The 26,653-nt window shown below is 64.2% G+C and carries 20 protein-coding genes; 8 read left to right on the forward strand and 12 right to left on the reverse strand.

The annotated features are described in order from the left end of the window. The first annotated feature begins 64 nt into the window (after positions 1-64). Genes Q8L25_RS16165 through recD form a run of 4 tightly spaced genes read left to right on the forward strand, consistent with a single transcriptional unit; the run spans position 65 to position 12,160 of the window. A complete protein-coding gene (locus Q8L25_RS16165; RefSeq protein ID WP_308920327.1) occupies positions 65-3,064 on the forward strand; it encodes a CHASE domain-containing protein in 3,000 nt (999 codons plus the stop codon). Positions 3,065-3,112: 48 nt separating this feature from the next. Beyond that, positions 3,113-6,529, forward strand: coding sequence for an exodeoxyribonuclease V subunit gamma (gene recC, locus Q8L25_RS16170; RefSeq protein ID WP_308920328.1), 3,417 nt, complete (start codon positions 3,113-3,115; stop codon positions 6,527-6,529). Beyond that, positions 6,526-10,182, forward strand: coding sequence for an exodeoxyribonuclease V subunit beta (gene recB, locus Q8L25_RS16175; protein WP_308920329.1), 3,657 nt, complete (start codon positions 6,526-6,528; stop codon positions 10,180-10,182). The genes recC and recB overlap by 4 nt, the downstream gene beginning before the upstream one ends. Next, positions 10,175-12,160: an exodeoxyribonuclease V subunit alpha gene (gene recD / locus Q8L25_RS16180; protein WP_308920330.1), complete on the forward strand. Its 1,986-nt coding sequence runs from the start codon at positions 10,175-10,177 to the stop codon at positions 12,158-12,160. The genes recB and recD overlap by 8 nt, the downstream gene beginning before the upstream one ends. A gap of 1 nt (position 12,161) precedes the next feature. Here the strand turns inward: recD and Q8L25_RS16185 are convergent, their stop codons facing one another. Both Q8L25_RS16185 and Q8L25_RS16190 read right to left on the reverse strand, forming a co-directional pair. Continuing rightward, a complete protein-coding gene (locus tag Q8L25_RS16185; RefSeq protein WP_308920331.1) occupies positions 12,162-13,025 on the reverse strand; it encodes an oxygenase MpaB family protein in 864 nt (287 codons plus the stop codon). A 137-nt stretch (positions 13,026-13,162) separates the two neighbouring features. Beyond that, positions 13,163-14,083: a LysR substrate-binding domain-containing protein gene (locus Q8L25_RS16190; protein ID WP_308920332.1), complete on the reverse strand. Its 921-nt coding sequence runs from the start codon at positions 14,081-14,083 to the stop codon at positions 13,163-13,165. Positions 14,084-14,192: 109 nt separating this feature from the next. Here Q8L25_RS16190 and Q8L25_RS16195 point away from each other — a divergent pair, with 109 nt between their 5' ends. Beyond that, complete coding sequence (locus tag Q8L25_RS16195; protein WP_308920333.1) at positions 14,193-15,116, forward strand: DMT family transporter; 924 nt, start codon at positions 14,193-14,195, stop codon at positions 15,114-15,116. Here the strand turns inward: Q8L25_RS16195 and Q8L25_RS16200 are convergent, their stop codons facing one another. Further along, entirely contained in the window at positions 15,117-16,043 is a 927-nt protein-coding gene (locus Q8L25_RS16200; protein WP_308920334.1) for a serine hydrolase, read from the reverse strand. Positions 16,044-16,446: 403 nt separating this feature from the next. On the opposite strand from Q8L25_RS16200, the gene Q8L25_RS16205 reads away from it, so the two are divergent. Both Q8L25_RS16205 and Q8L25_RS16210 read left to right on the forward strand, forming a co-directional pair. Then, the gene (locus tag Q8L25_RS16205; protein ID WP_308920335.1) at positions 16,447-17,706 is read left to right on the forward strand and encodes a histidine kinase; all 1,260 of its coding nucleotides are present in this window, start codon (positions 16,447-16,449) and stop codon (positions 17,704-17,706) included. Continuing rightward, entirely contained in the window at positions 17,703-18,452 is a 750-nt protein-coding gene (locus Q8L25_RS16210; protein ID WP_308920336.1) for a LytTR family DNA-binding domain-containing protein, read from the forward strand. The genes Q8L25_RS16205 and Q8L25_RS16210 overlap by 4 nt, the downstream gene beginning before the upstream one ends. Here the strand turns inward: Q8L25_RS16210 and Q8L25_RS16215 are convergent. The 7 genes from Q8L25_RS16215 to Q8L25_RS16245 all read right to left on the reverse strand — a co-directional run bounded on the left by Q8L25_RS16215 (position 18,449) and on the right by Q8L25_RS16245 (position 24,199). Next, positions 18,449-19,189: a hypothetical protein gene (locus Q8L25_RS16215; RefSeq protein WP_308920337.1), complete on the reverse strand. Its 741-nt coding sequence runs from the start codon at positions 19,187-19,189 to the stop codon at positions 18,449-18,451. The two genes, Q8L25_RS16210 and Q8L25_RS16215, sit on opposite strands and share 4 nt — an antisense overlap. A 94-nt stretch (positions 19,190-19,283) precedes the next feature. Further along, complete coding sequence (locus tag Q8L25_RS16220) at positions 19,284-19,490, reverse strand: hypothetical protein (protein WP_308920338.1); 207 nt, start codon at positions 19,488-19,490, stop codon at positions 19,284-19,286. Beyond that, complete coding sequence (locus tag Q8L25_RS16225; RefSeq protein ID WP_308920339.1) at positions 19,487-20,272, reverse strand: AAA family ATPase; 786 nt, start codon at positions 20,270-20,272, stop codon at positions 19,487-19,489. Before Q8L25_RS16225 ends, Q8L25_RS16220 begins: the two co-directional genes overlap by 4 nt. A 17-nt stretch (positions 20,273-20,289) precedes the next feature. Further along, positions 20,290-21,401 (reverse strand): IS3 family transposase gene (locus Q8L25_RS16230; protein WP_374694310.1). Its coding sequence is split into 2 segments (ribosomal slippage): positions 20,290-21,191 and positions 21,191-21,401, totalling 1,113 coding nucleotides; the frame shifts between segments, so codons are not numbered across the junction. Further along, positions 21,283-21,978 carry an AAA family ATPase gene (locus Q8L25_RS16235; protein WP_308920340.1) on the reverse strand — a complete coding sequence of 232 codons (696 nt, stop codon included), beginning with the start codon at positions 21,976-21,978 and terminating at the stop codon, positions 21,283-21,285. Before Q8L25_RS16235 ends, Q8L25_RS16230 begins: the two co-directional genes overlap by 119 nt. Positions 21,979-22,025: 47 nt before the next feature. Continuing rightward, the gene (locus Q8L25_RS16240) at positions 22,026-23,009 is read right to left on the reverse strand and encodes an IS5 family transposase (RefSeq protein WP_308920341.1); all 984 of its coding nucleotides are present in this window, start codon (positions 23,007-23,009) and stop codon (positions 22,026-22,028) included. A 245-nt stretch (positions 23,010-23,254) separates the two neighbouring features. Beyond that, positions 23,255-24,199: a LysR family transcriptional regulator gene (locus tag Q8L25_RS16245; protein ID WP_308920342.1), complete on the reverse strand. Its 945-nt coding sequence runs from the start codon at positions 24,197-24,199 to the stop codon at positions 23,255-23,257. 137 nt (positions 24,200-24,336) lie between these two features. Between Q8L25_RS16245 and Q8L25_RS16250 the strand changes: the two genes are divergently transcribed. Beyond that, positions 24,337-24,924: an NAD(P)-binding domain-containing protein gene (locus Q8L25_RS16250; RefSeq protein ID WP_308920343.1), complete on the forward strand. Its 588-nt coding sequence runs from the start codon at positions 24,337-24,339 to the stop codon at positions 24,922-24,924. A 47-nt stretch (positions 24,925-24,971) separates the two neighbouring features. Here Q8L25_RS16250 and Q8L25_RS16255 read toward each other — a convergent pair whose 3' ends face one another. Both Q8L25_RS16255 and Q8L25_RS16260 read right to left on the reverse strand, forming a co-directional pair. Further along, a complete protein-coding gene (locus Q8L25_RS16255; RefSeq protein WP_308920344.1) occupies positions 24,972-25,190 on the reverse strand; it encodes a TOBE domain-containing protein in 219 nt (72 codons plus the stop codon). A 167-nt stretch (positions 25,191-25,357) separates the two neighbouring features. Further along, a complete protein-coding gene (locus tag Q8L25_RS16260) occupies positions 25,358-26,335 on the reverse strand; it encodes a sulfate ABC transporter substrate-binding protein (RefSeq protein WP_308925740.1) in 978 nt (325 codons plus the stop codon). Positions 26,336-26,653: the final 318 nt, after the last annotated feature.

Genomic DNA, 26,653 nt, shown 5'->3' on the forward strand with positions numbered 1-26,653 from the left:
AGTATCCTCATGACGAGCGGGGCGTTATACCTGCAGGCCGAGGAACCGGAACAAGCGATTGACAATGCATACTCTGAACAAGGGCTGGACGGTATCACAGGTCAGGCTATGGGCCGGCGGCTTGCTGCTGGCGCTGATTGTCGGCGGCACCCTGTATGCGGGGGCGCTGCGCACCATCAACGACGATGCGCGCCAGCGCTTCGACAACCTTGCCTACAGCGCCCAGCAGAGCCTGGTGGCGCGCGTGAAAAGCTATTCCGATCTGCTGCGCGGCATGGAGTCGCTGTTTCGCACCACTGAAAACCTGTCGCGCAAGCAGTTCCACGATTACGTGTCCGGGCTCGATATCGCGCACCAGTTTCCCGCCGTCGAATCGCTGAACTATGCGGTGGCCGTCAGCGCCGCCCAGCGCGCCGCCTTTGTCGACGCCGTGCGCGCCGACGACAGCCTGGTGGCGGGCGGCTATCCCGCCTTCGATATCCGCCCGCCGGGCCAGCGCGCCGAGTACACTGTGCTGACCTTCCTCGAGCCCGATGTGCTGGTGGCCGAGCGCCAGGGCGTCGATATCGGCGCCAACCCGGCCATCGCGCAGGCGCTGGCGCAGGCGCGCGACAGCGGCGAGATCAGCGCTTCGGGCCAGGTGATCCTGATCAAGGGGCCGCCGGCGCGCATCGGCCTGGGCATGCGCCTGCCGGTGTACCGCAACGGCATGCCGCGTGCCACCGTGGCCGAGCGCCGCGCCGCCTACAAGGGCTCGGTCGGGATCGGCTTCGGCGTGGCGCAACTGGTGCGCAGCGCGCTGGAAGGCAATGCCCTGCAGCCGCTGCACCTGACCCTGTACAGCGCACCCGGGCCGTTTGCGACCACCGGCGAACTGCAGCTCACGCCCCACGACCGGTTGCTGTTCAACGATAACGGCGACCTGGCGGCAAGCCCTCCCCAACCTGGCCAGGACGCCGCCTATTTCGACCAGTTGCTGCCGATCGAATACCACGGCGGCTTGTGGAAAGCCCATTTCCGCGTGCGCAAGAGCGAGCTCTACAGCAGCTTCGACCGCTATCTGCCGGCGCTGGCGCTGGCCGTGGGCGTGGCCGGCACCTTGCTGGCCTACGGCTACATGCTGACCCTGTATCTGTCGCGGCGCAATGCCATGGCCCAGCGCGCCATGCTGGAATCAGTCCTCGACAGCGTCGATGCGTATGTCGTCGTGAAGGACGAAAACCTGCGCTTTCGTTATGTCAATGCGCGCATGCTGGAGATTCTCGAGCGGCCCATCGAGCAGGTCCTCGGGCGCCAGGCGGGCGAGCTGATCGGAGAGGAACTGGCGGCGACTTTCCATGCCCGCGAGCAGCAGATCTGCGCCACCGGCGTCAAGTTCGTCGGCGAGGAACGCTTTGTCGACCTGCACGGCAAGGTGCATCACCTGTGGAGCGTCAAAGTGCCGATGGGCCCGCCGGGCGCCGTGACCGGCCTGATCGGCCTGTCCACCGACGTGACCGAACTGCACCAGCTCAAGGAGCGCGCCGACGCGGCCAGCCAGGCCAAGAGCGACTTCCTGTCGAACATGAGCCATGAAATCCGCACGCCGATGAACAGCATTATCGGCATGGCCCACCTGGCCCTGAAATCGGTGGCCGATGCGCGCCAGCGCGACTACCTGCAGAAAATCTACCATTCTGGCCAGCACCTGCTGGGCCTGATCAACGATATCCTCGATTTTTCCAAGATCGAGGCGGGCAAGCTGGAACTGGAGGTCAAGCAGTTCCGGCTCGATACCCTGCTGGCGAATATCTCCAGCCAGCTCGGCGAGGCGGCCGCCGCCAAGCCACTGCATCTGCATTTCGACATTGCGCGCGACTTGCCGCAGCGCTGGTGCGGCGACGCCCTGCGGCTCGAACAGGTCTTGCTGAACCTGACCAACAACGCCATCAAGTTTTCCGACAGCGGCCATGTGTACGTGCGCGTGCGCATGGACGCGGAGGGCGGCCGCCAGGCCATGCTGCGCTTCGAGGTGCAGGACAGCGGCATCGGCATGAGCCCGGAAGAAGTGGCGCAGCTGTTCCGCTCCTTCCACCAGGCCGACGCGTCGACCACGCGCAAATATGGCGGCAGCGGCCTGGGGCTGGTGATCAGCAAGCAGCTGGCCGAGCTGATGGGCGGCGAGGTGGGCGTGCACAGCCAGCCGGGGCTGGGCAGCACCTTCTGGTTTACGGCCCGCCTGGACAAGTACGCGGGCGCGCCGGAAGACAGCGCCGGCGCGGGCGAGCCGCCGCTGCTGGACGTGATACGGGGCGCCTCCATCCTGCTGGTGGAAGACAATCTGTTCAGCCAGCAGGTGGGCTGCGAACTGCTGGAAGACGCGGGCGCCATCGTGCGCGTGGCCAATAACGGCCGCGAGGCGCTGGAACTGCTGGCCCGGCAAAGCTATGACTGCGTGCTGATGGACGTGCAGATGCCCGAGATGGATGGCTTCGAGGCGACCCGCCGCATCCGCGCCGATCCGCTGCTGGCGGGCCTCCTGGTGATCGCCATGACGGCCAATGCCGGCAGCGAAGACCGGGTGCGCTGCCTGGAGGCGGGCATGGATGAATTCCTCACCAAGCCGATCGCGCCCATGCTGCTGTTCCAGCTGCTGGCCAAATGGCTGCGCCGGCGTGGCGGCATCGCCATGCAGGCGCCGGCTGCCGTGACGCCGGCCGGTGGCGCGCGCGACGCCGCGGTGCTCGACGTGGCGGCGCTGTCGCTGACCTTCAGCAACGATCCCGTCAAGATGCGCAAGTACGCCCAGCTGTTCCTCGACACGGCGCGCGACGGCCTGGCCGAAATGGAGCAGGCGCTGGCGCTGGAAGACCTGAAGCGCCTGGCCGACCTGGGCCACCGCACCAAGTCGTCGGCGCTGGCTGTCGGCGCGAATGCATTCGCGGCCCTGTGCCTGGCGCTGGAAGGCTTGCGCCATGGCGGCGACCTGCCGCAGGCGCGCGCGCTGATGGCGGCCATGGGGCCGGCGCTGGCGCAGGTGGCCGAACAAATTTCCCTCGATTTTGCCAACAGCGACACCACCTGACGCAGGCAGCGGCGATAATAGGCGCTGGCCCACCCTGAACCTCATCGCATGCACACTCCCATCACGCCTGGCCTGTTGATTTTGCACGGCAACCAGCTGGAACACCTGCGCGCCGCCGTCTTCCAGTGGCTGCGCAATCATCCGCTGGCGCCGCTGGAAACCGATATCTTCCTGGTGCAGTCGAACGGCGTGGCCGAATGGCTGAAAATCGCGCTGGCCGAGGAAATGGGCGTGTGCGCCGCCACCCGCATCGCCCTGCCGGCGCGCCTGCTGTGGGAAAGCTACCGCGGCATGCTGGGCCGCGAGCGCGTGCCGCGCGTGTCGCCGTTCGATAAATCTCCGCTCACCTGGCGTCTGATGCGGCTGCTGCCGTCCCTGCTGGCCGACCCTGTTTTTGCGCCGCTGCGCTACTTCCTGGCCGATGGCGATTGCGAACGGCGGCTGCAGCTGGCCGAACGCCTGGCCGATCTGTTCGACCAGTACCAGGTGTACCGCGCCGACTGGCTGGCCGACTGGGCGGCCGGGCGCAATGTGCTGAAAACGGCGCGCGGCGACGCTGTCGCACTCAAGGAAGAGCAGTTGTGGCAGCCGCAGCTGTGGCGCGCCGTCAACGCCGACGTCGAGGCGTTCGAGCGCGACACGGGCCGCGCCGATATCCACGACGCCTTCCTGGCGGCGATCGCCGCCGGCGAACTGCCTGCCGGCAAGCTGCCGCGCCGGGTGGTGCTGTTCGGCGTGTCGGCCTTGCCGTATCAAACCCTGCAGGCGCTGGCGGCGCTGGCGCGCCACACGCAGGTGGTGCTGGCCGTGCCCAACCCCTGCCAGTACTACTGGGGCGACATCATCGAAGGGCGCGACCTGCTGCGCGCCAGCTACAAGCGCCAGCAGCAGCGCAACGGCCAGGATCTGGCGCAGCTGCCGCTGGAAGAACTGCATGCGCACAGCCATCCGCTGCTGGCCAGCTGGGGCCGGCAAGGGCGCGACTTTATCCGCATGCTCGACGAATTCGACGAACAGGCGCACGCCGAAGGGCGCGACGACAGCCTGCGCATCGACCTGTTCGGCGAAGAGCAGGGCGTCACGTTATTACAGCAGGTGCAAGTCGCCATCCGCGAACTGCGTCCCCTGGCAGAACATGAGCAGGTGCCGCCCGAGGAGGATGACCGCTCGATCGAATTTCACATCACGCACAGCGTGCAGCGCGAAGTCGAGGTGCTGCACGACCAGCTGCTGGCGATGTTTGCGCACAGCAGCCAGACCGGCCTGCGCCCGCGCGACGTGGTGGTGATGGTGCCTGACATCGATGTGTTCACGGCGGCGATCCACGCCGTCTTCGGCCAGCACCGCCGCACGGACGCACGCTTTATTCCGTTCGAGATCGGCGACGTCAAGGACCGCAGCGTCAATCCGCTGCTGGTCGCCCTGGAATGGCTGCTGCAACTGCCGCTGCAGCGCTGCCGCCAGAGCGAGGTGCGCGACTTGCTCGATGTGCCGGCGCTGGCCGCGCGCTTCGGCCTGCAGGGCGACGATCTCGACACCCTGGGCGCGTGGATCGAAGGGGCCGGCGTGCGCTGGGGCCTGGACCGCGAACACCGCGCCGGCCTGGGCCTGGGCGCGGCCGGCGAGCAGAATGCCTGGATCTTCGGCGTGCGGCGCATGCTGCTCGGCTACGCCAGTGGCGGCGGCGCCAGTTTCGACGGCATCGAGCCGTACGCGGAAGTCGGCGGCCTGGACGCCGCGCTGGCGGGCTCCTTGGCGCAGCTGGTCGAGGCGCTCTTGCACTGGCGCGCCGTGCTGGCGCAATCGCGCACGCCGGCGCAATGGGGCGTGCAGGCGAGGGCGCTGCTGGCGCGCTTTTTCGAGGCCGGCGACGAGGGCGACCGCCTGACCCTGGCGCAGCTGGAGGGCGCGCTGCAGGGCTGGCTGGAAACCTGCGAACATGCGGGCTTTGTCGAGACGGTGCCGCTCGACGTCTTGCGCGTGGCCTGGCTGGGCGCGCTCGACGAGCCGACCCTGAACCACCAGTTCGTTTCCGGTGGCGTGACCTTCTGCACCCTGATGCCGATGCGCGCCGTGCCGTTTCGCGTGGTATGCCTGCTGGGCATGAACGACGGCGACTTCCCGCGCCGCGCGCCGAAAGCCGATTTCGATTTGCTGGCGCTGCCCGGCATGGCGCGCCCGGGCGACCGCTCGCGCCGCGACGACGACCGCTACCTGATGCTCGAAGCCCTGCTGGCGGCGCGCGATAAATTGTATGTCAGCTGGGTCGGGCGCAATGTGCGCGACAATTCCGAGCAGCCGCCTTCGGTGCTGGTGTCGCAGTTGCGCGACTACCTGGCCGCCGGCTGGTCGCTCGACCGTGATTTGAACACGCTGACCACCGCGCATGCGCTGCAGCCGTTCAGCCGCCGCTATTTCGAGGATGGCGGCTTGCTGACCTATGCCGGCGAATGGCGGATCGCCCATGCCGAGGCCGGCCAGTCGCCCGACCTGCTGGCGCTGGGGCCCTACGAACTCGATCCTGGCACCCGGCTGAGCCTGGGCGAACTGGCCAGTTTCGTGCGCCAGCCCGTCAAGTATTTTTTCCGCCGCCGCCTCAGCGTGCACTTTGCCGACGCCGCCATGCTGGGCGAGGACGAAGAACCGTTCGGCCTGAATGCCCTGGAGCGTTATCTGCTGGAAGACACCATGCTCGATGATGGCGGCGCGCAGGAAGTGCTGGCGGACGTGCGCGCCGGTTTGCAGGCGCGCGCCGACAAGCTGGCGCGCGAAGGCGTGCTGCCGATCGGCCTGATCGGCCGGCAGGTGCAGGAGCAGCTGGTCGAGGCGCTGGTGCCGGTGCGCAGCGCCTGGCTGTCCTTGCGCGCCTCGTTTCCCGAGGCGGCCGCCAAGCGCGCCATCGCGCTGCCGTTCGGCGAGCTGCTGGTGGAGGACTGGCTCGACAAATTGCGCGGCAACGATGGTGAAACGGCCTGGCTGGAGCAGATCTCGTCCAAGGTGATGGACAAGTCCGGCCTGGCGCGTGGCGACAAACTGATGCTGATGTGGCTGCGCCAGCTGGCCGCCGCCGCGATTGGTTTCCCCGTCACCGGTTACCTGGTGGCGCGCGACGCCATCGTCAGCATGGCGCCGCTCGACCCGGCCGCCTCGCGCGCGGCGCTGGCCACCTTGCTGGCGCTGTGGCGCGAAGGCATGAACCACCCGCTGCCGACGGCCTGCAAGACGGGCCTGGCGCTGGTGCAGGAGGGCGATCCGCGCGCCGTGTATGACGGCGGCTTCGAGATTGGCGGCGAGCGCGAGGAACTGTGCCTGGCCCGCTTGTGGCCCGAATTTTCCGCGCTGGCGGCCGAGGAGGCGTGGCAGGACTGCACGCGCGAGCTGTACGGCCCGCTGGCCGACTGGCTGCGCGAGCATGTCATCCTGGACCCGATAGGCGCGCCGGACGGCGCGGGAGAAGAACCATGACCAGCCATCTGCTCAACCCGCTGGCATTTCCGCTGCACGGCTCGCGCCTGATCGAGGCGTCCGCCGGCACCGGCAAGACCTGGACCATCGCCGCGCTGTATGTGCGGCTGGTATTGGGCCATGGCGACGACGACACGGCTTTTTCGCGCCCGCTGCTGCCGGCCGATATCCTGGTGATGACGTTTACCCGCGCCGCCACGCGCGAGCTGTCGAACCGGGTGCGCGAGCGCCTGATCGAGGCGGCCGCTTATTTCCGCAATGAGTCCGATGGCAGCGATCCTTTTCTCGACGCGCTGCTCGATTCCTACCCGGACGACAGCGCGCGGCAAAAGGCGGCGCACCGGCTGATGCTGGCCGCCGAGACCATGGACGAGGCGGCGATCTTCACCATCGACGCCTGGTGCCAGCGCATGCTGCGCGAACACGCGTTCGACAGCGGCAGCCTGTTCGACGAAGAATTGGTCAGCGACGAGCAGGCGCTGTTCGAGGATGCGGCCCACGATTACTGGCGCCAGCAGGTCTACCCCCTGCGCGAGCAGGCGCTGGCCGTGCTGCTCGACTGCTGGCCCGATGTGGCGGCGCTGAAAAATGCCGTGCGCGACCTGGCGCGCCGGCCCGGCATGATGGGCCTCGGCGGCGAGGAAGCCTTGTCCTCGCTGATAGCCCGCGAACAGCAGGCTTTGGTGACGCAGCTGGCCGGCCTGAAGCAGGGCTGGGTCGCGCGCGCCAACGCCATGGAGGCGTGGATCGCCGGCCACCGCGCCGCCAATCCCAAATGCTTCAACGGCGTCAAGATGAAACCCGATAACCTGGCAAAATGGTTCGACGGCCTGCGCCGCTGGGCGCAAGATCCCTTGCTGCTGATGCCGGCGATTACCGCCAAGGCCTGGGAGCGTTTGACGCCCGCCGGCATCGAGGACGCGTTCGCCAAGAGTTTCACGGCCAGCGTGCCCGAGTGCTTCGAGCACACCGAGCAGCTGGGGCTGGATCTCGCGGCCATCACGCCGCTGGCGCATACCCTGCACCTGCACGCGGCGGCAAGGATCGCGCACCGCATGGACAAGCTCAAGCGCCAGTCGCGCCAGTTCGGCTTTGCCGACATGCTGCAGCGCCTGCACGACGCGCTGGCCGGCGAGAACGGCGCCGCGCTGCGCCAGCGCATCGTGGAACAATATCCGCTGGCGATGGTCGACGAATTCCAGGATACGGCACCCGCCCAGTACCAGATTTTCAACCTGCTGTACCGGATTGCCGACAACGATCCGGCCCAGGGACTGTTCCTGATCGGCGACCCGAAACAGTCGATCTACGGTTTTCGCGGGGCAGATATTCAAAGCTACCTGGCGGCGCGCCGCGCCACCGAGGGCCGCCACTACCAGCTGGGCACCAACTACCGCTCGACGGCGCCGCTGGTGGCCGCTGTCAACCAGCTGTTTTTGCACGCCGAGCGGCCGGAGGTGCCGTTGGGCGCCTTCCGCTACCGCACGCCGGACGCCAATCCGCTGCCGTTCGAGGCGGTCGCTGCCAAGGGGCGCGACGAACAACTGGTGAATGCGGACGGCGCGCTGCCGGCCCTGCTGGCCGCCTGCGCCAGCGACGAGTCGCTGCGCGGCGATACTTACCGCGCGTATTTTGCCGACCACTGCGCCGAGCATATCGTCGCCATGCTGAACGACCCGCAAGCGGGTTTTGACGGCCCCGATGGCTTTGCGCGCCTGCAGCCGGCCGATATCGCGGTGCTGGTGCGCGACCGCAAGGAGGCCGGCGCGATCCGCCGCGCATTGGCGCGCCGGCGCGTGGCCAGCGTGTATTTGTCCGACAAGGATTCCGTGATCGACAGCGAAGAAGCGGCCGATGTCCTGCGCTGGCTGGCGGCGCTGGCCAATCCGCTCGATGGCGGCCTGGCGCGCGCCGCGTTTGCCACCCGCACCATCGCCCTGCCGCTGGGTGAATTGGCGCGCCTGTCGAGCGACGAGCTGGAATGGGAACGCCGCATCGAACAACTGAAGGCGCTGCACCTGATCTGGCAGCGCCAGGGCGTGCTGGCCATGCTGCGCCGCTTTATCCACGAGCTGCAACTGCCGGCCATGCTGCTGCAGCAGACGGGCGGCGAGCGCCGGCTGACCAATCTGCTGCACCTGGCCGAACTGCTGCAATCGGCCAGCCGCCAGCTCGATGGCGAGCAGGCGCTGATACGCTGGCTGGCCGAGCAGATCGAGGGCGGCGGCGAGAGCGGCGACGAGCGCGTGCTGCGGCTGGAAAGCGACGCCGAGCTGGTGAAAGTGATCACCGTGCACAAGTCGAAGGGCCTGGAATATCCGCTGGTCTACCTGCCGTTTGCCGTCACGGCGCGCAAGGCCGAAAAACGCAACCGCAGCTTTGTCGACTATGCGGACGAGAATGGCGAGCGCCACCTGGACCTGTCGCTGTCGGACGAGGCGATGGCCTTTGTCGAGGAAGCGCGCATCGAGGAAGACTTGCGCCTGCTGTACGTGGCGCTGACGCGCGCACGCCATTTTCTGTGGCTGGGCGTGGCCGCGCTGGCGGCGCGCAAGGCGGGCGAGAATACCCTGCACGAATCGGCGCTCGGCTATCTGCTGACGGGCGGTGACAAGCTGCCGGGCGAGCAGCTGCAGCAGCGCTGGCACGAGGTGTGCGGTGGCTGCGACGCGATCGCGATTGCCAGCCTGGCGCAGCCCGGGCCCGCCACCTTGTTGAACCGCATCGAGCATCGACCCGAATTGCGCGAAGCGCCGCAATTCACGGGCCGCTTCGAGCGCGACTGGTCGGTCGGCAGTTTTACCTCGCTGACGCGCCAGATTGGCGCCGTGGCCAGCCATGTGCCGCAGCGGGCGCTGGAAGAAACCTTGCTAGAAGACGGTACAGGCGTGGCGCCGGCCCCCAGCCTGCCGGCGCCGCACACGGCCGACTCGCCGTGGCACCGTTTTCCGCGCGGCTCGATGCCCGGCAATTTCCTGCACGAGCAGCTCGAATGGATGGGCGGCGAAGGCTTCGATTGCGTGCATGACGCCACCTTCGATGCGCGCCTGGCCGCGCGCTGCGAGCGGGCTGGCTGGGGCAATCGCCAAGAGGACGCCATCGCCTGGTTGCGCGAGGTGGCCATCACGCCGCTGCCGCTGCTGGACGCCTCCCTGGCGCAGCTGGGCAGCACCTTGCCGGAGATGGAATTCTGGTTTCCCAGCGAGCACCTGGCCACCGAGGCGCTCGACCAGCTGTGCACGCGCTTGTTGCTCGATGGCGCGCCGCGCCCGGTGCTGCCGCGCCGCCAGCTGCACGGCATGCTGAAAGGCTTTGCCGACCTGGTGATCGAGCGCGAAGGGCGCTACTGGGTGCTCGACTACAAATCGAATGCCCTCGGCAATAACGACGCGAGCTACCACACCGAGGCGCTGGCGGCCGGCATGGCCCAGCACCGCTACGATATCCAGGGCGCCATCTATATGCTGGCGCTGCACCGGCTGCTGAAAAGCCGGCTGGGTGAACACTACGATCCGGCGCGCCAGCTGGGCGGGGCGATTTTCCTGTTCTTGCGCGGCATCGCCAATCCGGACACGCACGGCTGCTACTGGCTGGCGCCGCAGCTGGAACTGCTGGACGGCCTGGATCAATTACTGGAAGATACGCATGCATAGCACCACCGTGGAACCCTTGCTGGCCTTTTTCGATGGCCTGGCCGATGCGGGCCAGGTGCGCCGCCTGGGCGCGGCCTTTGCGCGCTTTGTCGGCAGCCTGGCACAGGACCAGGTGCAGGCGTCCGATGCACCGGCGCTGGCGGTCGCCTGCGTGGTGCTGTCGGAACTGGAAGGGCGCGGCCACAGCTGCGTGATGCTCGCTGAGCTGGCGCATGCGCCGTCGCAGCTGATGGGCTGGACGGACGAACAATGGCAGGCCGTGCTGGCCGTCTCCGGGCCGCTGCCCGCCACCCTGGAAGACTGGTGCGCGCTGCTGGCCAGGGCGCCGCAGGTGTGGTCGGCCGGCGTGGCAGACACCCATCAGCCGCTGGTGCTCGACGGCGAACGCCTGTATCTGCGCCGCTACTGGCGCGACGAAACGGCCGTCGGCATGGCGATCGCCACGCGCGCCGCCACCGTCGTGGCGCCCCCATTGCCGCAGGTGCGCCAGTGGCTCGATGTGCTGTTCGACCGGCCACCGGAAGGCGGCGGGCCGGACTGGCAAAAGGTCGCCTGCGCCATCGCCCTGCGCGGCAAGGTGGCCATCATCACGGGCGGGCCGGGCACCGGCAAGACCTATACGGTGGCCAGTCTGCTGACCTTGCTGTTTGCCGTCTCGCCGCAGCCCGAGCAGCTGCGCATCGCGCTGGCCGCGCCCACCGGCAAGGCGGCCGCCCGCCTCAAGCAGTCGATCGACCAGGCGCTGGCGGGACTGGCCGAAAAAGTTGGCGCAGCGGCTGGCAATGCGCTGCCCTTGCTGGCCCTGGCGCAGCGCATGGGCGCCGCGCGTACCCTGCACAGCCTGCTGGGTGCGCGGCCCGGCACGCGCGCGTTTGCCCACCACGCCGGCAACCAGCTCGACGTGGATGTCTTGATCGTCGACGAAGCGTCGATGGTGCACCTGGAGATGATGGCGTCGGTGCTGGACGCCCTGCCGTCCACCGCCATCCTGATCCTGCTGGGCGACAAGGACCAGCTGGCGTCGGTCGAGGCGGGCGCCGTGCTGGGCGACCTGTGCCACGATGCGCAGGCGGGCGGCTACGACGCCGCCACCATCGCCTATGCGCAGGCGGCCAGCGGCGTGGTTATTCCCGCCGGCTTTGCGGGCGATGCCGGCGCGCTGGCGCAGCAGACGGTGATGCTGCGCCACAGCCACCGCTTCGGCGGCCCGATCGGAGAATTGGCGCAGGCCGTCAACGATGGCCGGCCGGACCTGGCGAAAGCCTGTTTTGCCAACGACGCCGAAGGCAAGGTGGCGTGGAAGGTGCCGGCCCAGCCGGAAGAGGTGCTGCGCCTGGCCCTGGGGGGCCGCGAGGGCGCGCCGGGCGGCTACCGGCCCTACCTGGAACTGGTGAATGCGGGCAGTGAAGGTCACTTTGATCATGACGACTGGGTGCGCGGCGTGCTGCGCAGCTTCGAGGCGTTCCGCATTTTATGCGCCGTGCGCGACGGCGAGTGGGGCGTGGCGGGGCTGAATACGGCGATCGAACTGCGCCTCGAAAGGGAGGGCCTGCTGCGCCGCGCCGAATGGTATGTGGGCCGGCCCGTGATGGTCACGCGCAATGACTACGGCACCGGCGTGTTCAATGGCGATATCGGCCTGACCTTGCGCGATCCGTCGCGGCCTGCTTCCTTGCGCGTGTATTTCCTCGAAGGCGACAAGGTGCGCAGCGTGCTGGCCACCCGCCTGCGCCAGGTGGAAACGGCGTTCGCCATGACGGTGCACAAATCGCAGGGTTCGGAATTTCGGCACACGGTGCTGGTGCTGCCGCAGGAGGGCGGCGCCATGCTGGCGCGCGAACTGGTCTACACCGGCATCACGCGCGCGCGCGACTTTTTTACCCTGGTATCGCCGACGCAGGCGGTGCTGTTCGACGCAATTTTGCGCCGCACGCAGCGCGCCAGCGGCTTGCGTGGCCTGATCGCGCAGTCGCCTTAGCTCAGGGCGGCGGCGCGTCCTGCGCCGCCAGCCGCCGGGCCGCCTGCGCCGGCGGCGACTGTTTCATCGGCAGCAGCATGGCCGCCCGCGCCAGCAGGCGCACCAGCGTCGCCTCGCCCCGGCGCAGGCCCTGTCCGCGCAGTTGCGGCAGCGAGCGCACCGGTTCGGGCGTCATCTGCACGGCGGCGCGCATCAGCAGCCGCTGCAGCCAGCGCATCGGCGCCGGCAGGATGGCCGCGCCGGACATGATGTGCAGGAACTCGGCCAGGATCTCCGATCCTTCCAGCCGTGGCGCGGTGGCGGCCAGCAGCGTTTCCCATTCGGCCCGCGAACCCGGCGCGCCGCTGGCGCCATACAGCCGGGCGGAAGGCAGGGCTTCGAAAAAGGCGGCATCTTGCTCGCCCGCGCTGAAGGGGCGCACATAGCGGTGATAGGCCTCGGCAAAGCCGAACGTGGCCGTCGCATGCACCCAGTCGAGCAGCCGGGGATCGTTGGCGCGATAGGCCAGTCCATCGGGCGTGCTGCCCTCCACGTGGCCGTGCATGCGCACCACGCGCGCGATCAGTTTTTCCGTCGCCGAGCGCGGGCCATACACGGTCATCATGGCGGCAAAGCCGGTGCGCCTGAGGCGCTTGCCGGGGTCGCGCTGGAAGTCGCTGTGGTCCCAGACGCCTGAACGTACCGACGGTTCGGCCAGTTCGAGCAGCACCGCCGCCGCGCCGCCGATGAACAGCGAGACGGGATTGGCAAATACGCGCCAGGAGACGCCATCGGGTGGCGCCAGCGCCGGTTCTCCCGCCGGCTGGCTGAAGTCGAACGCCATGCCCGCCGGCGGGCGCATCAGTTCTCGCAGCGATGTAAGCATCAGCGCGCTCCCGTGGCGGTGTGGCGGTGCAGTATTGCTTGAGGCGGGATACCAGGCATACAAGCTCCGGAGTCGGCAGGCTTCCAGTGTACCTCGGGTCGCTCGCGCACGAGACAAGACCGCGTGCGCGGCTGCTTTCAGCGCCTTGGCTCGCGCCTTGGCGCCAAGGCGGGAGCCAAGGCGGGCGCCATCTGCCTGGCCAGTTCCAGGAAGGCCTCGGTGGCCGGCGTATTCTGGCGCCGGTCGCGCACGGCCAGGCCCACCTTGCGCATCACCGGTGGGTCGAGCGGCAGGGCGACCAGTTCCGGATACTGGCTGGCCAGGCGCTGCGGCAGCGCCATTTCGGCCACGATGGACACGCCCGTGCCGCGGCTGACCATGTCGAAAATGGTGATCATCTGGCTGATATGGTAGGGCACGTCGGGTTTCAGCCGGGCGTTGGCGAACAGCGGTTCGATCAGCGCCGCGCAACCGGCTTCGGACATGATGAAGGGATCGGTGCACAGCTGCGCCAGCGTGACGGACGCTGCACCAGCGAGCGCATGATTGCGCGGCAGCAGCGCCATCATCTGGTCTTCCACCAGCGGCACCGTATCGAAGCGCTCGTCGGGCAGCACCAGGAAACCCACGTCGACCCTGCGCTCGCGTATCCACTGCACCACCTCATGGTCGGCGCCCTCGTCGATGCGCAGCTCGATGCCGGGATAGCGCTGTTTGAACTGCGCGGTAATCGCCGGCAGCAAATTGAGGGACGAGGTGGCGCCGAACGAGCCGATGCGCAAGGAACCCTGGCGCTGGCCCAGCACATCGGCCGCTTCCTGGCGCATGGCTTCGGACAGGCCCAGGATTTCGCGCGCGCGCAGCAGCAGCTGGCGGCCCACCTCGGTCAGCTCGGCCGACGCCTGGTGGCGCACGATCAGGTCCACCCCCATCTCCTTTTCCAGCGCTTTTAACGCATGCGAGACGGCCGACTGGCTGATGCCCAATTGCATGGCGGCGGCGGAAAAGCCGCGCAGCTCGGCCACCAGGGTAAAAATTTCCAGTTGCGTGAAGGTCATCGGAGGTTCTTGGCGGGTTATGAGTAAATGCTCATTATTTCATGAGCCAGTATTAGTATTAATATATACGTACACCACCCGCCGCACAAGCGGCATCACAGGACTTTCCATGCGCACCATCGCCATTCCATCCATCGCCACCCAGTCGCCACTGGTCTATATCAAACTGATTTTCGTCGCCCTGTTCTGGGGCGGTACCTTTATCGCGGGGAGGGTGCTGGCCCAGCAGATGCCGCCGATGACGGCCGCCAGCGGGCGCTTCGGCGTGGCCGTGCTGCTGCTGGTGCTGCTGGCCTGGAAATTCGAAGGCGGCCTGCCGCGCCTGGACCGCAAGCAATTGGCGACCACCGCCGCGCTGGGGCTGACTGGCATCTTCCTGTACAACCTGTGCTTTCTGGCGGCCCTGTCGCGCATGCCGGCCGGCCGCACGGCGCTGTTTGTTGCACTGAACCCCATCGTCACGGCGCTGGCTTCGGCCCTGCTGTTCCGCGAGCGCCTGGGGGCCTTCAAATGGCTGGGCATCATGCTGGCGTTTTGCGGCACGGCCATCGTCATCACGCGCGGCGACCTGCTCGGCCTGCTGCATGGCAATGGCGGCGGCATAGGCGCCGGCGAGATCTTCATGTTCTGCGGCATTTCCAGCTGGGCCGCCTACACCCTGATCGGGCGCGTGGCCTTGAAAGGCCTGAGCCCGGTGGCCGCCACCACCTATGCCGCCATGTGGGGCCTGGCGTTTTTGCTGGTCGGCGCGGCGTTTGAATTCCCCACCGTGCCATGGCGCAGCTTCGGCTGGCAGGTGTGGGCCGCCATCGGCTACCTGGGCGTGTTCGGCACGGTGATCGGTTTTGTCTGGTATTACGAGGGCGTGAAAGCGATCGGCCCGTCGCGCACGGCCGTGTTCAACAATCTCGTGCCCGTGTTCGGCATCGTGCTGGCGGCCGGCTTGCTGGGCGAGTCGGTGCTGGCCTCGATGCTGGTGGGCGGGGCGGTGACGATTGCCGGCGTGGTCATGACCAACCGGCAAACAAAATAATTATTTGGCGCGGCGGCGCTTCGATGGCTTGGCCGGCGCTTTCTTGTGGCGGCTGGCCGACGCACGTACCGCTTTGCCGGCCGAAGCACGTATCACCGGGCTGGCCGAGGCGCGCACCACCTTCGGCTCTTCGATGCCGTTTTCGGCCGCCAGCATGCGGCGGATATTGACGGCGTCCATGGCGCGCACGGAATTGGCGCGCGCGTTGAGCAAAATCATCGTGGCGAACTTGCCGGCCGACTTGATGCGCATGATCAGGCAGCGCCCCGCTTCATTCGTAAAGCCGGTCTTCGACAGGCCGATATCCCAGCCCTTGGCGCCCACCAGGCGGTTCGTGTTGTGGTATTCCACGTCGCGGCCCTTGATCTGGATAATGTCCTTGGAGTCGGTCGTGATGCGGCTGATTTCCGGATAGCGCGAGGCGGCCACGGCCATCTTGACCAGGTCGGCGGCGGTCGACTGGTTGTTCGGCGACAGGCCGGTCGGCTCTTCGATCACGGTCTGGCGCATGCCCAGCGCCTTGATCTTGGCGTTGACGGCCACCGCAAAGGCGGTCGGGCCGCCCGGATAGGTGCGCGCCAGCGAGGCGGCGGCGCGGTTGTCGGACGACATCAGCGCCAGTTGCAGCACATCGTGGCGCGTCAAGGTGGCGCCCACCGGCACGCGCGAGGTGCTGTGTTTCAAGGTGTCCACGTCGACCTGGTCGATCAGGATCTCTTCCTTCATGTTGGCCTTGGAGTCGAGCACGACCATGGCCGTCATCAGCTTGGTCAGCGACGCGATGGGCACGACCACGTTGGCATTTTTTTCAAGCAGGATTTTACCCGTGCCGTCTTCGACCACCAGGATGGACTGGGAACCGAAGGGCACGGCGATGGCCGCTGTGGATAGCGTCATCAGCACGGCGGCGAACATTTTTTTGAGCATTGGATTTTGTCTGGGAAAGCAGTTTTGGGGCGCCACGGGAGGACGCTGCGCGCAATATAGCGACCATGTCCGCAGGCGTGACATGTATCTCTGAAGCAATATTTGCCAAGCATAGACGATACCATCAAAAACCTGGCAATGTCTATGGCACACCGGTTCGTCAACCCCATTTTGGACCAATCAGGCAAAATAAATCACGGACTATTGCCAGAGTGAAAATTCTCGCCCGCTTATTGATTTCATCTCGGAAACTTCGTACTATTTCAGCAATCTTGGCGGACCCTTATGGTGTTTTCGTCGTTGATGCCCGCCGCTTCGTGTTTCGTCGCCCGCCGCTGTGCCTGCAAAGGTCGCCGCCGTAGACTGCGTTCATGTTTGAATCACGGATCATGGAGAACGCAGCATGTTGAAAAAATTCAGGGACTGGTATCGCAGCATCGATGACGAATCGCTGATGGTGCTGAAACACCCCGAGATGGCGGCGCAGGTGAAGGGCCGCGCGCGCCGCTGCATCGCCCGCAATCTGTCGACCCTGACGCCGATCGAGCGCGAGCAATTGCATGATTTCCTGCTCAAGTACCGTGGCGCCGGCTTTTATATCGCCGCCTTCAAGCTGATGCTGCTGTTCAGCGCCATCGGCGTGGTATTGCACCTGCTGTTCCCGGTCAAGTTCGAATTGCTCAAGGCCGTGGTCTTCAGCAATGGCATGGGGTTTGCGCTGGTGTGGGGCTTGATCGGTGTCTGGTTCAATTACCGCAGTTCGGTGCGCCACAAGCTCAAGAAACTCCTGCTGATCGTCTCGACCTGCGCGGCGGGCGTGGTGACGGGCGTGATGCTGGCCGGCCTGAGCGACACCGGCTCCATGGGCATGGCCTTCGAGCGCCTGCTGCGCGTGGGCGGCATCGCCTTGCTGGTGGCGGTGGTGTTTTACATGGTGCCGCTGGCCATCGTCACCAGCTGGCGCAACCGCCAGTACGAAGCGCTGACCCTGCAGCTGCAACAGGATGCCGAGCGCGACCGCCTGGCGCGCGAACTGAGCGAATCGCAGCTGCGCCTGCTGCGGGCCCAGATCGAGCCGCATTTCCTGTTCAATACCCTGGGCGCGGTGCAGCAGCTGGCCGAGCAGGGTGCGCCAGGCGCGGCCCGGGCGGCGGCGCTGACGGCCGACCTGATCGCCTTTTTGCGCGCCAGCCTGGCCGAGATGCGCAGCGAGCAAGTCGCGCTGCAAAGCGAGTTCGACATGGTGGCCGCGTATTTGCGCGTGATGCAGGCGCGCATGGGGACCAGGCTGCGCTATGCGCTGGACCTGCCGGCCGAATTTGCGCAAATGACCATACCCAGCATGATCCTGCTGACGCTGGCCGAAAACGCCATCAAGCACGGCATCGAACCGTCCTTGCGCGGTGGCGAGATCACCATGTCGGCGCAACAAGTGGACGGCATGCTGCGCCTGCGCGTGCGGGATACGGGCATGGGCTTGCCTCAAGGCGATACCGAGCATGCGCAGGAAGGCGGCCTGGGCCTGGAAAACGTGCGCAGCCGGCTGCGCCTGTCCGACCCGTCCGCCAGCCTGAACCTGCGTGACGGCGAAGAGGGCGGCGTGATCGCCGACATAGTACTCCCCATCAAAATGGCAGCCAGCCTGAAAGAAAACGCCGCATGAATACCACCATCCTGATTGCCGAAGACGAGCCGCTGATGCGCGAGCGCCTGCAAACCATGCTGGCCGTGGCCTGGCCCGAAGCGCGCATCGTGCTGGTGGCCGAAAACGGCAACGACGCCTGGGATGGTTTCCTGGAGCACGAGCCCGAGGTGGTGTTTCTCGACATTCGCATGCCGGGCCTGTCCGGCCTGGAAGTGGCCCAGCGCATCGGCAAGCGCGCCCATGTGGTGTTCGTCACCGCCTACGACCAGTATGCGGTCGACGCGTTTGACGCCGGCGCCGTCGACTACCTGCTCAAACCGGTGCAAACCGAGCGCCTGCAGCGGGCCCTGTCCCGCCTGCGCGAAAAACTGGGCGCCCAGCCGGCCGACATGGCCGATTTGCTGCAATCGCTGCGCGCCGCGCTGCCGGCGCCACCACGCGAAAAAATGAAATGGATCAGGGCCAGCGTGGGCAAGCAGATCCGCCTGATCGATATCGACGAGGTGCTGTTCTTCCAGGCCGACACCAAATACACGCGCGTGGTACTGGCCGGCTCCGAAGCACTGGTGCGTACGCCGCTGAAGGACTTGCTGGGCGGCCTGGACCCCGACCAGTTCTGGCAGATCCACCGCGGCACCATGGTCAACGTCAAAGCCATCGAAGCGGCCGAACGCATCGATGCCGAACGGATGCAGGTGCTGGTCAAGGGCAGCACGGAAAAGCTGCCGGTGAGCAGGACGTTTACGTATTTGTTTCGCGATTAGTGCAGCATCTCTCCCAGCACCACTTGCAAGCGGTCATGGAAGGCCGCGAAGCTGGGCATTGCAGAGGCGCCTTTTGCATCGAATTCGATGTCGCGCATCCACTCGGCCAGTTCAGCCGCGCTTTTTTCGCCGCCGAGCGCACGTGCCAATTGTTCCTTGGCTGAATTTGGTGCGTTGTCATTGCCGGGGACGTCTTCGAGTTTGGCGCAGTGCTGGAATGGCTGTTTCTTTGCCGCACACAGCAGCCAGGCTTCCGACTTGGGATTGGGCAGCATCGGCACGCCACGAGGGAATTGCGCGCGGTGAAAACCGTCAAGCATGGATTTCCATTTTTGATGCCATAGTGCCGGCGGATCGGAGCGCATTTTGTCGTGGTCGCGGAATAGCACAGCCAGCGTCTTGTCCTTGGTTTCTTCTTCTAAATTCAGGCAGGCTTTTCCCAGAGTCATGGCATTGAGATGGAAGTAACCTGTTTCCGCGTCATGTTTTTTGCCAGGTAGCACCATGTTGCGCTTGTTGGCCTTGCGCTCGGCTGCAAGGTCGACCAGATGGGCCTTGCCTATCAGCTGGATGGCACCGGGAATATCGGCCAGCGTGTAACCGATTTTGAGTTCGATTAACTGTTCCAGCAGCACCGTGATTGGACCTGCCTGGAAGTCATCATCGCTACAGCGGCCCTGGGCATTGGTGCAGATACCCAAGTCGCTGGGGCCTTCGCCGCTCAGGACCAGTATCATGCGGCGGCTTTCCTTGATATTGGCGGTTTTTTCGCCTTCTTGTCCACTTCTTCGGTAGCAGCGTCCTGCTTGTCGAGTTCGACGCAGGTCGCCGTCAGTGCCACCAGATCGGTTGGGCCTTGCCTATCAGCTGGATGGCGCCGGGAATATCGGCCAGCGTGTAACCGATTTTGAGTTCGATTAACTGTTCCAGCAGCACCGTGATTGGACCTGCCTGGAAGTCATCATCGCTACAGCGGCCCTGGGCATTGGTGCAGATACCCAAGTCGCTGGGGCCTTCGCCGCTCAGGACCAGTATCATGCGGCGGCTTTCCTTGATATTGGCGGTTTTTTCGCCTTCTTGTCCACTTCTTCGGTAGCAGCGTCCTGCTTGTCGAGTTCGACGCAGGTCGCCGTCAGTGCCACCAGATCGGTATCGACAAAGGCCTCACCGGGTCCCATCAGATCGAGCTTTTCACCGACGCCAGGCAGCGAGAAGAAAGGCCGTACCCGTGTATAACCCTCAGGCGTTTTGTACACAAACAAAACCGACTCACGGGCCACGTCATCTTCCAGATAGTTCAGTATCATCGGGTTGTGCGTGGTAACAAGGATTTGCTGTTTTGCATTGACCAGCAAGTTCACCAGTTTTTCCACGATTTCCGGATTGACGCCATTTTCCACTTCATCGAACAGCAGCATGGCATCGCCATCGAGCGTTTGCGCCAGCATGGCCAGCACGCGCAGCAGGCCATCGTTGATATGGCGTACTTCGGTTTCTACATGCTTGCCGTCGAAGTCTTCGATGATCGACAGCCGTTTCCAGCCGCCTTTGGTTGGGGATGATTTGAAGTCGATCACACGGGGATAAAACGTGCGCAGCAGTTCCAGAGGGTGCTGTTTGTCGCCGCCCTTGATCGAGTGCAGGTAAGCTGAAAGTTTCTCGCCGCCGATGCCTATGCTAGCGGCGTTGTCACGGGTTCGTTGGCGCATTAAATGGGGCGAGAGCAGTTCCAGGGAGCGAATATCGCGCAGAGTGTCGCGAGTGCTTTTTAACGCTGGAGTAAGTTCGGTATCGCGCAGTTGAGTGAGGTGTACTGTCAATAGCGGACACTCTTGTTTCAAGCCACCCGCGGCTGTTTGCTGAATTTTTCAGCGAACAACGCGGGCGGAACATTGCCAAGGCGCGAATGGCGTCGCTGGCGGTTGTAAAAGCTTTCGATATATTCCTGTATTGCGGCTTTCGCGTCGGCCCGGGTCGCGTAACGTTGATGGTGCACCAGCTCGTTTTTCAGGCTGCCCCAGAAGCTTTCCATGGGCGCGTTGTCATAGCAGTTTCCTCGGCGCGACATGGACGGCTTCATGCCGAACTGCGTCACCAGTTTCTGATAGTCGTGGGCGCAATACTGACTGCCACGGTCGGAGTGGTGAATCAAGCCCGGCGCGGGGCGTTTGTTGCGCACGGCCTTCCACAGTGCTGTTGCCGTCAGCGTTTGCGTCATGCGCTCGTCCATCGCGTAGCCCACCAGCTCGCAGGTGAACACGTCCTTGATACCGGCCAGGTAAAGCCAGCCCTCGCCGGTCGCCACATAGGTGATGTCGGTCACCCAGGCTTCGTTCGGCCGGGTCGGCGCGAAAGTCTGATTGAGCAGGTTGTCGGCCACCGGCAGGTCATGATTCGAGTTCGTGGTGGCCTTGAACTTGCGCTTTTGCTTGCAGCGCAGGGCGAGCTCGCGACGCAGACGGACGATACGATCACGGCCGGCCGGAAAGCCTTGCGCCGTCAGTTCCGGCTGCATGCGCAACGGGCCATAAGTCTGCCGGCTCTGCGCGTGCACGGCCTCGATGGCGACCTTCAGGCGTGCGTCGTCCTGCGCCCGCTGCGACGGTTTGCCGTTCGCCCAAGCGTAGAAACCGCTGCGCGAGACGCCAAAGACGCGGCACATGATGGTGACAGGAAATTCGAGTCGCAAGGTCTTCATGACCGCGTACTTGGCAGCGACTCCCGCGCAAAGTACGCTGCCGCTTTTTTTACGATATCGCGCTCCATGCGTGCCTCGGCAAGCTCTTTGCGCAGCTTGGTTACCTCAGCCTCAAGCTCCGGCACGGAGCGGCTACCAGGGGCTACTTTGGGCGACGTGCCGCGCCTTGCCGCACTGACCCAGTTCGCTAGCGTGCCCTTGGGAATGGTGAGACGCAACGCGGCGTCTTCCAGCGTCAGGCCTTGTGTCAGGACCAGTTTTACCGCTTCTTCCCGAAGCTCCGGTGTGTATGTTGTTGAGCGTGTCATAAGTTCTCCAGTTGGTGAAGTTTACCAAACTAGAGTGTCCGAAAAAGTCAGGGTACCTCAGAGAGAGAATAGAGCCTTGATAGCTGAACGCGACCGATTTCATCTCAGAGTTGTTAATGCGATATTGTCTACCCCGTAATAAGAGCACTTCCTCTTCAACCAGTCCGTCATGCCAACATGTAGCTATTTCGAAAAGACATGCTAATTCTTTTCTATTGAACGAACCATACCAAAAATTGTTTAAATCATCATTTTTTTTGCGATTATTTGTAACAAAACTTATATTGCTTGCGGGAGCAAATTTCGATGCAATATCCGCTTTATCCCAACCTCGAGATATCAACCAATCATCAATTCTTCCAGTCATTAACTGAGAAAGAAAATCAAATGCTTGCAAAATAGTGGTTTTCCCTGCTCCATTCAAGCCAATCAAGACTGTGAATTTCGGTAGGGAAGCGCTGATCAATTCGGTTTTCTGACGAGGCTGGCGCGCCAAATACCCGACCGGCAAGCCGTTCAAGCCCGTTTTTCGTTCAATTTGACGCGATGCTGCGCGTCTTTCTGGAGTCAAGACGGACTACGGGATTCGGTGATCGTAAAGCGCCGTCCAGCCAGTACCAGATTGGCAAAGGCGAACAAGGTAAAAAGCTGTGCAGTGTTCTTGGCCAAGCCGCGATAGCGCGTCTTGCGATGACGGAACAGGTTCTTGATGACATGAAACGGATGCTCCACTTTTGCCCGCACGCTGGCCTTCAGATGCTCCAACTTTTCCGTCAGGCGCCCCAGTTTGTTATTGGGCAGCGCCTTGCGTTTGGAGCGCTTCATGGCCACGTGCCATGTCACCGATTTGCCGATGTTTTCGGGCCGTTTTTCCACGCCCTGATAGCCGGCGTCGCCGAGTGCGGCGGTCTCGTCGCCGTGCAGCAACGCGTGCGCCTGGGTTACATCGGCCACATTGCCGGCCGTGCCAATGACCGTATGGACCAGGCCAGAAGCGGCATCGACGCCGACGTGGGCCTTCATGCCAAAGTGCCAGTCGTTGCCTTTCTTCGACTGGTGCATTTCCGGATCACGCTTGCCATCCTTGTTCTTGGTCGACGGTGGCGCGGCGATCAGCGTGGCGTCGACGATGGTGCCTTCGCGCATTATCAAGCCTTTCTCGGCCAAGTGCCCGTTGATCGTGTCGAAGATCTGGCGCGTCAGCCCGTTGGCCTCAAGCAGGTGGCGGAACTTCAGCAAGGTCGTCGCGTCCGGCGCCGATTCGCGGCCCAGGTCGATGCCGACGAAAGCACGAATGGACTGGCTGTCATAGATCGCGTCTTCGATACCTTCGTCCGACAAGCCAAAGCATTGCTGGGCTACGTACATGCGCAGCATGCGCGCCAGTCCAATCGGTGGCCGGCCGGCACCTTCGACCTTCGGATAGAACGGCTCGACGGCTTTATGCAGCTTGCCCCACGGCGTTACGCTGTCAATCTCGGCCAGGAATCGGTCGCGCCGCGTCAGTTTCTTCTTGGCAGCATATTCAAGGTCAGAAAAGCTCTTTTGCATGGTCGATGGGGGACAGTGGGGATGCCGTTATTGTCTCAGGTCGGACCTCAGCAGGGAACGGTGCCAAATGAATAAATCAGTGCTTCCGTAGGGAAATTTGAAAATCAACAAGTGACTTGAAGTTGCTAATGCCAAAAAAATTAATCATCTTTGTAATTTACCTGTGCATGATGCGACAAGACCGTAATTTAATGTCTGTCGGTTTTGTCTATCATCCCACATCGCTAACACTTCTGTCGATTTGATCAAGATAGGTTTAAAAAGCGCTGGCTGTAATCATCGACTATCGGTGGTTTATTGAAACCACCCCGCAAACAATCGACAAACCACCGCCCCGCCGGCCCCGGCGGCGCCGCAGCCCTGTGCACGGACGAGATGATCAATGGGTAGCCCGTGCGCGGCATGTCTTCGGTGTCGAGGATGACGAGGGTGCCGGCGCGCACATCGGCTTGCACCATATGCAGCGGCATGCTGCCCCAGCCGACGCCGTCGCGCAGGAAAGCGTGTTTGGTCGACAGGTCTGCCAGGCGCCAGGTGGTGGGTGAGGACACGCCATAATCCTTGCCGGCCATCAGCGACGAGCGGTCGGTCAGGACCAGTTGCACGTGCTTTGCCAGTGCGTGGCGGGGAAGGCGGCCGCCTGCCCGGGCCAGCGGGTGATCCGGAGCGGCCACCGCCACCAGCGGGACCTCGGTCAGCCGTTCGCCCGCCAGCGAGGGAAAGGCCAGCGGCAGCGCCGCCAGGATGCCGATGCTGCAGCGGCCGTCCAGCACCGGCTGGTAGCCGGCGCCCAGGCCTTCGACGAACAGCCGCAGCGGCGTCAGCGGAAAGCGCTGCGCGAAGGCCTTGGCGGCGCGCGTGATGTCGGCGGTCGGGAAGAACACGTCCACCACCACCGACAGTTCCGCTTCCGTGCCGCCCGCCATCAGCCTGGCGCGTGCCTTGAGCGTATCGACGCCGGCCACGATATTGCGGGCGTCGGCCAGCAGCAGGACGCCTTGCTCGGTGAGGACGGGGAAGCGTGCCGAGCGGTCAAACAGGGTGACGCCGATCTGCTGCTCCAGGCTGCCGACCCAGCCGCTGACCGCCGACTGCACGCGGTTGAGCTTTCTGGCGGCGGCAGAAAAGCTGCCCTCGTCGGCGGCCGCGATAAAGGTCCTCAGTTGATCGAGTGATACGCCGTCCAGCATGCCGTGCTCCTGTATCTCAAAACCAGATGGATTGCATCGCAATATACCGGCTTCTCAGATATGCGTCCAGCGCGCATGATGGCCTTGCCGCTTGCGATCAGGCAGGCGTCTTCCTCCATCTTGCAAAGGACAACACCATGACATATTCGATTATCGGTTCCGGCAATGTCGGCACCGCCCTGGCCCGCCAGTTCGCCCGTAGCGGCATTGCCGTCGGCCTGGCCAATACGCGCGGCGCGGCGTCGATCGCCGCACTGTGCACCGAACTGGGTGACCATGTCAGCGCCTTGAGCCTGCGCGACGCGCTCCAGGCCGACGTGATTGTCCTGGCGATTCCGTTTCGCGCCCATCAGGCGGTGGCGGCGATGGCGCCTGGCTGGCAGGGCAAGATCGTGATCGATGCCATGAATACCTATGGCGTGCCGATCGAGGAACTCCGGGGGCAGGCGTCCAGCGACGTGGTGGCGGGCGCTTACGCGGGCGCGGCACTGGTCAAGACGTTCAACCAGCTGCCGGCCCGGCTGCTGGCGCAGGCGCCGGCAGAGCACGGTGGGCGCCGCGTGATGTTTGTGTCGAGTAACGATGATGCGGCGGCGGCAGAGGTCGCCAGCCTGGTGGAACGGCTGGGCTTTGCGGCGATAGGGCTGGGGACAATCAGGGAAGGCGGCGCCTTGCTGGGCATGGGCGGCGCGCTGATCTTGCAGAACCTCGTCAAGCATGTGTGAATGCCCGGGGCGGCCTGGCCGGGAGCGGATCCCGGCGCAGGGGCGGCTTACTGGATCTTGGCAATCGACACTTCCGTCGACTTGACCAGCGCGATGACTTCGCTGCCGACCTTCAGGTCCAGGTCCTTGATCGAGCGCGTGGTGATCACCGAGGTGACGATGCCATGCGGGGTCTCGACATCGACTTCGGAGACGACGGAGCCGAGGATGATTTCCTTGATCTTGCCGCGAAACTGGTTACGTACATTGATTTCCGAGATAGCCATGGTCTGTCCTTTTGCTGGTGGGTACGCCGGTTGGCGCGACAGGTACAGATTAAGGCCTGGCCGGCCGTTTGCAAACGAATCGATCCGCATACCCATATGCAAAAAATCGCCTGAACATTGCTGTCAGGCGATTTTTTTAAATAAGGCAAGGCGGGCGCCTTGACCTATTATTTTTGGTAGATCTTGTCGAACTCGCCGCCGTCGTCAAAATGTTTCTTTTGCGCTTGTTTCCAGCCGCCGAACACGTCATCGACCGTGAACAGGTTGATCGGCTTGAAGCTGGCCGCGTATTTCTTGGCAACGGTGGCCGAGCGTGGGCGCAGGAAGTGCTTGGCGGCCCATTCCTGGCCTGGTTCCGAGTACAGGTATTGCAGGTAGGCGGTGGCTTCCTTGCGGATGCCGCGGCGGTCGACCACCTTGTCGACCACGGCCACGGGCGACTCGGCCAGGATCGAGACGCTCGGGTAGACCACTTCGAAGTTGTCGCCGAATTCCTTGCGCACCAGTTGCACTTCGTTTTCAAACGTCACCAGCACATCGCCGATTTCACGCTGGGTGAAGGTGGTGGTGGCGCCACGGCCGCCGCCGTCCAGCACCGGCACGTTCTTGAACAAGCGGGTCACCAGGTCGCGCGCCTGCGCTTCGGTGCCGCCTTTTTTCACGGCATAGCCCCAGGCCGCCAGGTAGGTGTAGCGGCCGTTGCCCGAGGTCTTAGGATTCGGCACGATCACCTTGATGCCGGGCTTGGCCAGGTCGTCCCAGTCCTTGATCTGTTTCGGATTGCCCTTGCGCACCAGGTACACCATGGTCGAATAAAACGGTGCTGCATTGTTCGGGAATTTCTTGGCCCAGTCGGCCACCACCAGGCCACGGTCGGCCAGCAGGTCGATGTCATTGGCCTGGTTCATTGTGACGACCGATGCTTCCAGGCCATCGGCGACGGAACGCGCCTGCTTGCTCGAGCCGCCGTGCGATTGCTTGATGGTGATGGTTTCACCGGTCTTCTTTTGCCATTCGGCGATAAAGGCCGGGTTGACGTCCTTGAACAATTCGCGCATCACGTCATACGACACGTTCAGCAGCACCACCGGTTCGGCGGCGCTGGCGGCCATCGGCAAGCCCATGCCCAGCGCGCTGGCAGCCATGGCGCTGGCCAGGAACCAGCGGCGCGTACGCGCGGTGAGGGGCGATGCGGTGAACGGCAATGCAGCGTTTTGTTTGGACATGTTTTTCTCGTGTTGTGGTTGCAGATGGACATAGTCTAAAATTCTGGCCGAAAAGGAAACGAACATTTCGTAATATGCTTAGATCGTATGTCGATTTTCATCAAAAAACAGATATGGATTTTTGAAAACATTCGTGGGCAATGCCGTCGCCAGCGCTTAGCCTGAAACGGACCGCCATCGGCAGAACCGGCTGGCGGCACGGCGCGAAAAAACCGGATCGCGCCGCTTGGTGTATAG

Source organism: Janthinobacterium sp. J1-1 (assembly GCF_030944405.1).
Taxonomy (GTDB): domain Bacteria; phylum Pseudomonadota; class Gammaproteobacteria; order Burkholderiales; family Burkholderiaceae_D; genus Janthinobacterium.

Coding starts and splice junctions, on each gene's coding strand:
- Q8L25_RS16190 (WP_308920332.1), bottom strand. CDS start 14,083: ATGACCTTCACGCAACTGGAAATTTTTACCCTGGTGGCCGAGCTGCGC.
- Q8L25_RS16245 (WP_308920342.1), bottom strand. CDS start 24,199: ATGCTGGACGGCGTATCACTCGATCAACTGAGGACCTTTATCGCGGCC.
- Q8L25_RS16200 (WP_308920334.1), bottom strand. CDS start 16,043: ATGCTCAAAAAAATGTTCGCCGCCGTGCTGATGACGCTATCCACAGCG.
- Q8L25_RS16210 (WP_308920336.1), top strand. CDS start 17,703: ATGAATACCACCATCCTGATTGCCGAAGACGAGCCGCTGATGCGCGAG.
- recC (WP_308920328.1), top strand. CDS start 3,113: ATGCACACTCCCATCACGCCTGGCCTGTTGATTTTGCACGGCAACCAG.
- Q8L25_RS16240 (WP_308920341.1), bottom strand. CDS start 23,009: ATGCAAAAGAGCTTTTCTGACCTTGAATATGCTGCCAAGAAGAAACTG.
- Q8L25_RS16260 (WP_308925740.1), bottom strand. CDS start 26,335: ATGGCTGCCAGCGCGCTGGGCATGGGCTTGCCGATGGCCGCCAGCGCC.
- Q8L25_RS16165 (WP_308920327.1), top strand. CDS start 65: ATGCATACTCTGAACAAGGGCTGGACGGTATCACAGGTCAGGCTATGG.
- Q8L25_RS16205 (WP_308920335.1), top strand. CDS start 16,447: ATGTTGAAAAAATTCAGGGACTGGTATCGCAGCATCGATGACGAATCG.
- Q8L25_RS16220 (WP_308920338.1), bottom strand. CDS start 19,490: ATGATACTGGTCCTGAGCGGCGAAGGCCCCAGCGACTTGGGTATCTGC.
- Q8L25_RS16195 (WP_308920333.1), top strand. CDS start 14,193: ATGCGCACCATCGCCATTCCATCCATCGCCACCCAGTCGCCACTGGTC.
- recD (WP_308920330.1), top strand. CDS start 10,175: ATGCATAGCACCACCGTGGAACCCTTGCTGGCCTTTTTCGATGGCCTG.
- Q8L25_RS16185 (WP_308920331.1), bottom strand. CDS start 13,025: ATGCTTACATCGCTGCGAGAACTGATGCGCCCGCCGGCGGGCATGGCG.
- Q8L25_RS16255 (WP_308920344.1), bottom strand. CDS start 25,190: ATGGCTATCTCGGAAATCAATGTACGTAACCAGTTTCGCGGCAAGATC.
- Q8L25_RS16215 (WP_308920337.1), bottom strand. CDS start 19,189: ATGATACTGGTCCTGAGCGGCGAAGGCCCCAGCGACTTGGGTATCTGC.
- recB (WP_308920329.1), top strand. CDS start 6,526: ATGACCAGCCATCTGCTCAACCCGCTGGCATTTCCGCTGCACGGCTCG.
- Q8L25_RS16250 (WP_308920343.1), top strand. CDS start 24,337: ATGACATATTCGATTATCGGTTCCGGCAATGTCGGCACCGCCCTGGCC.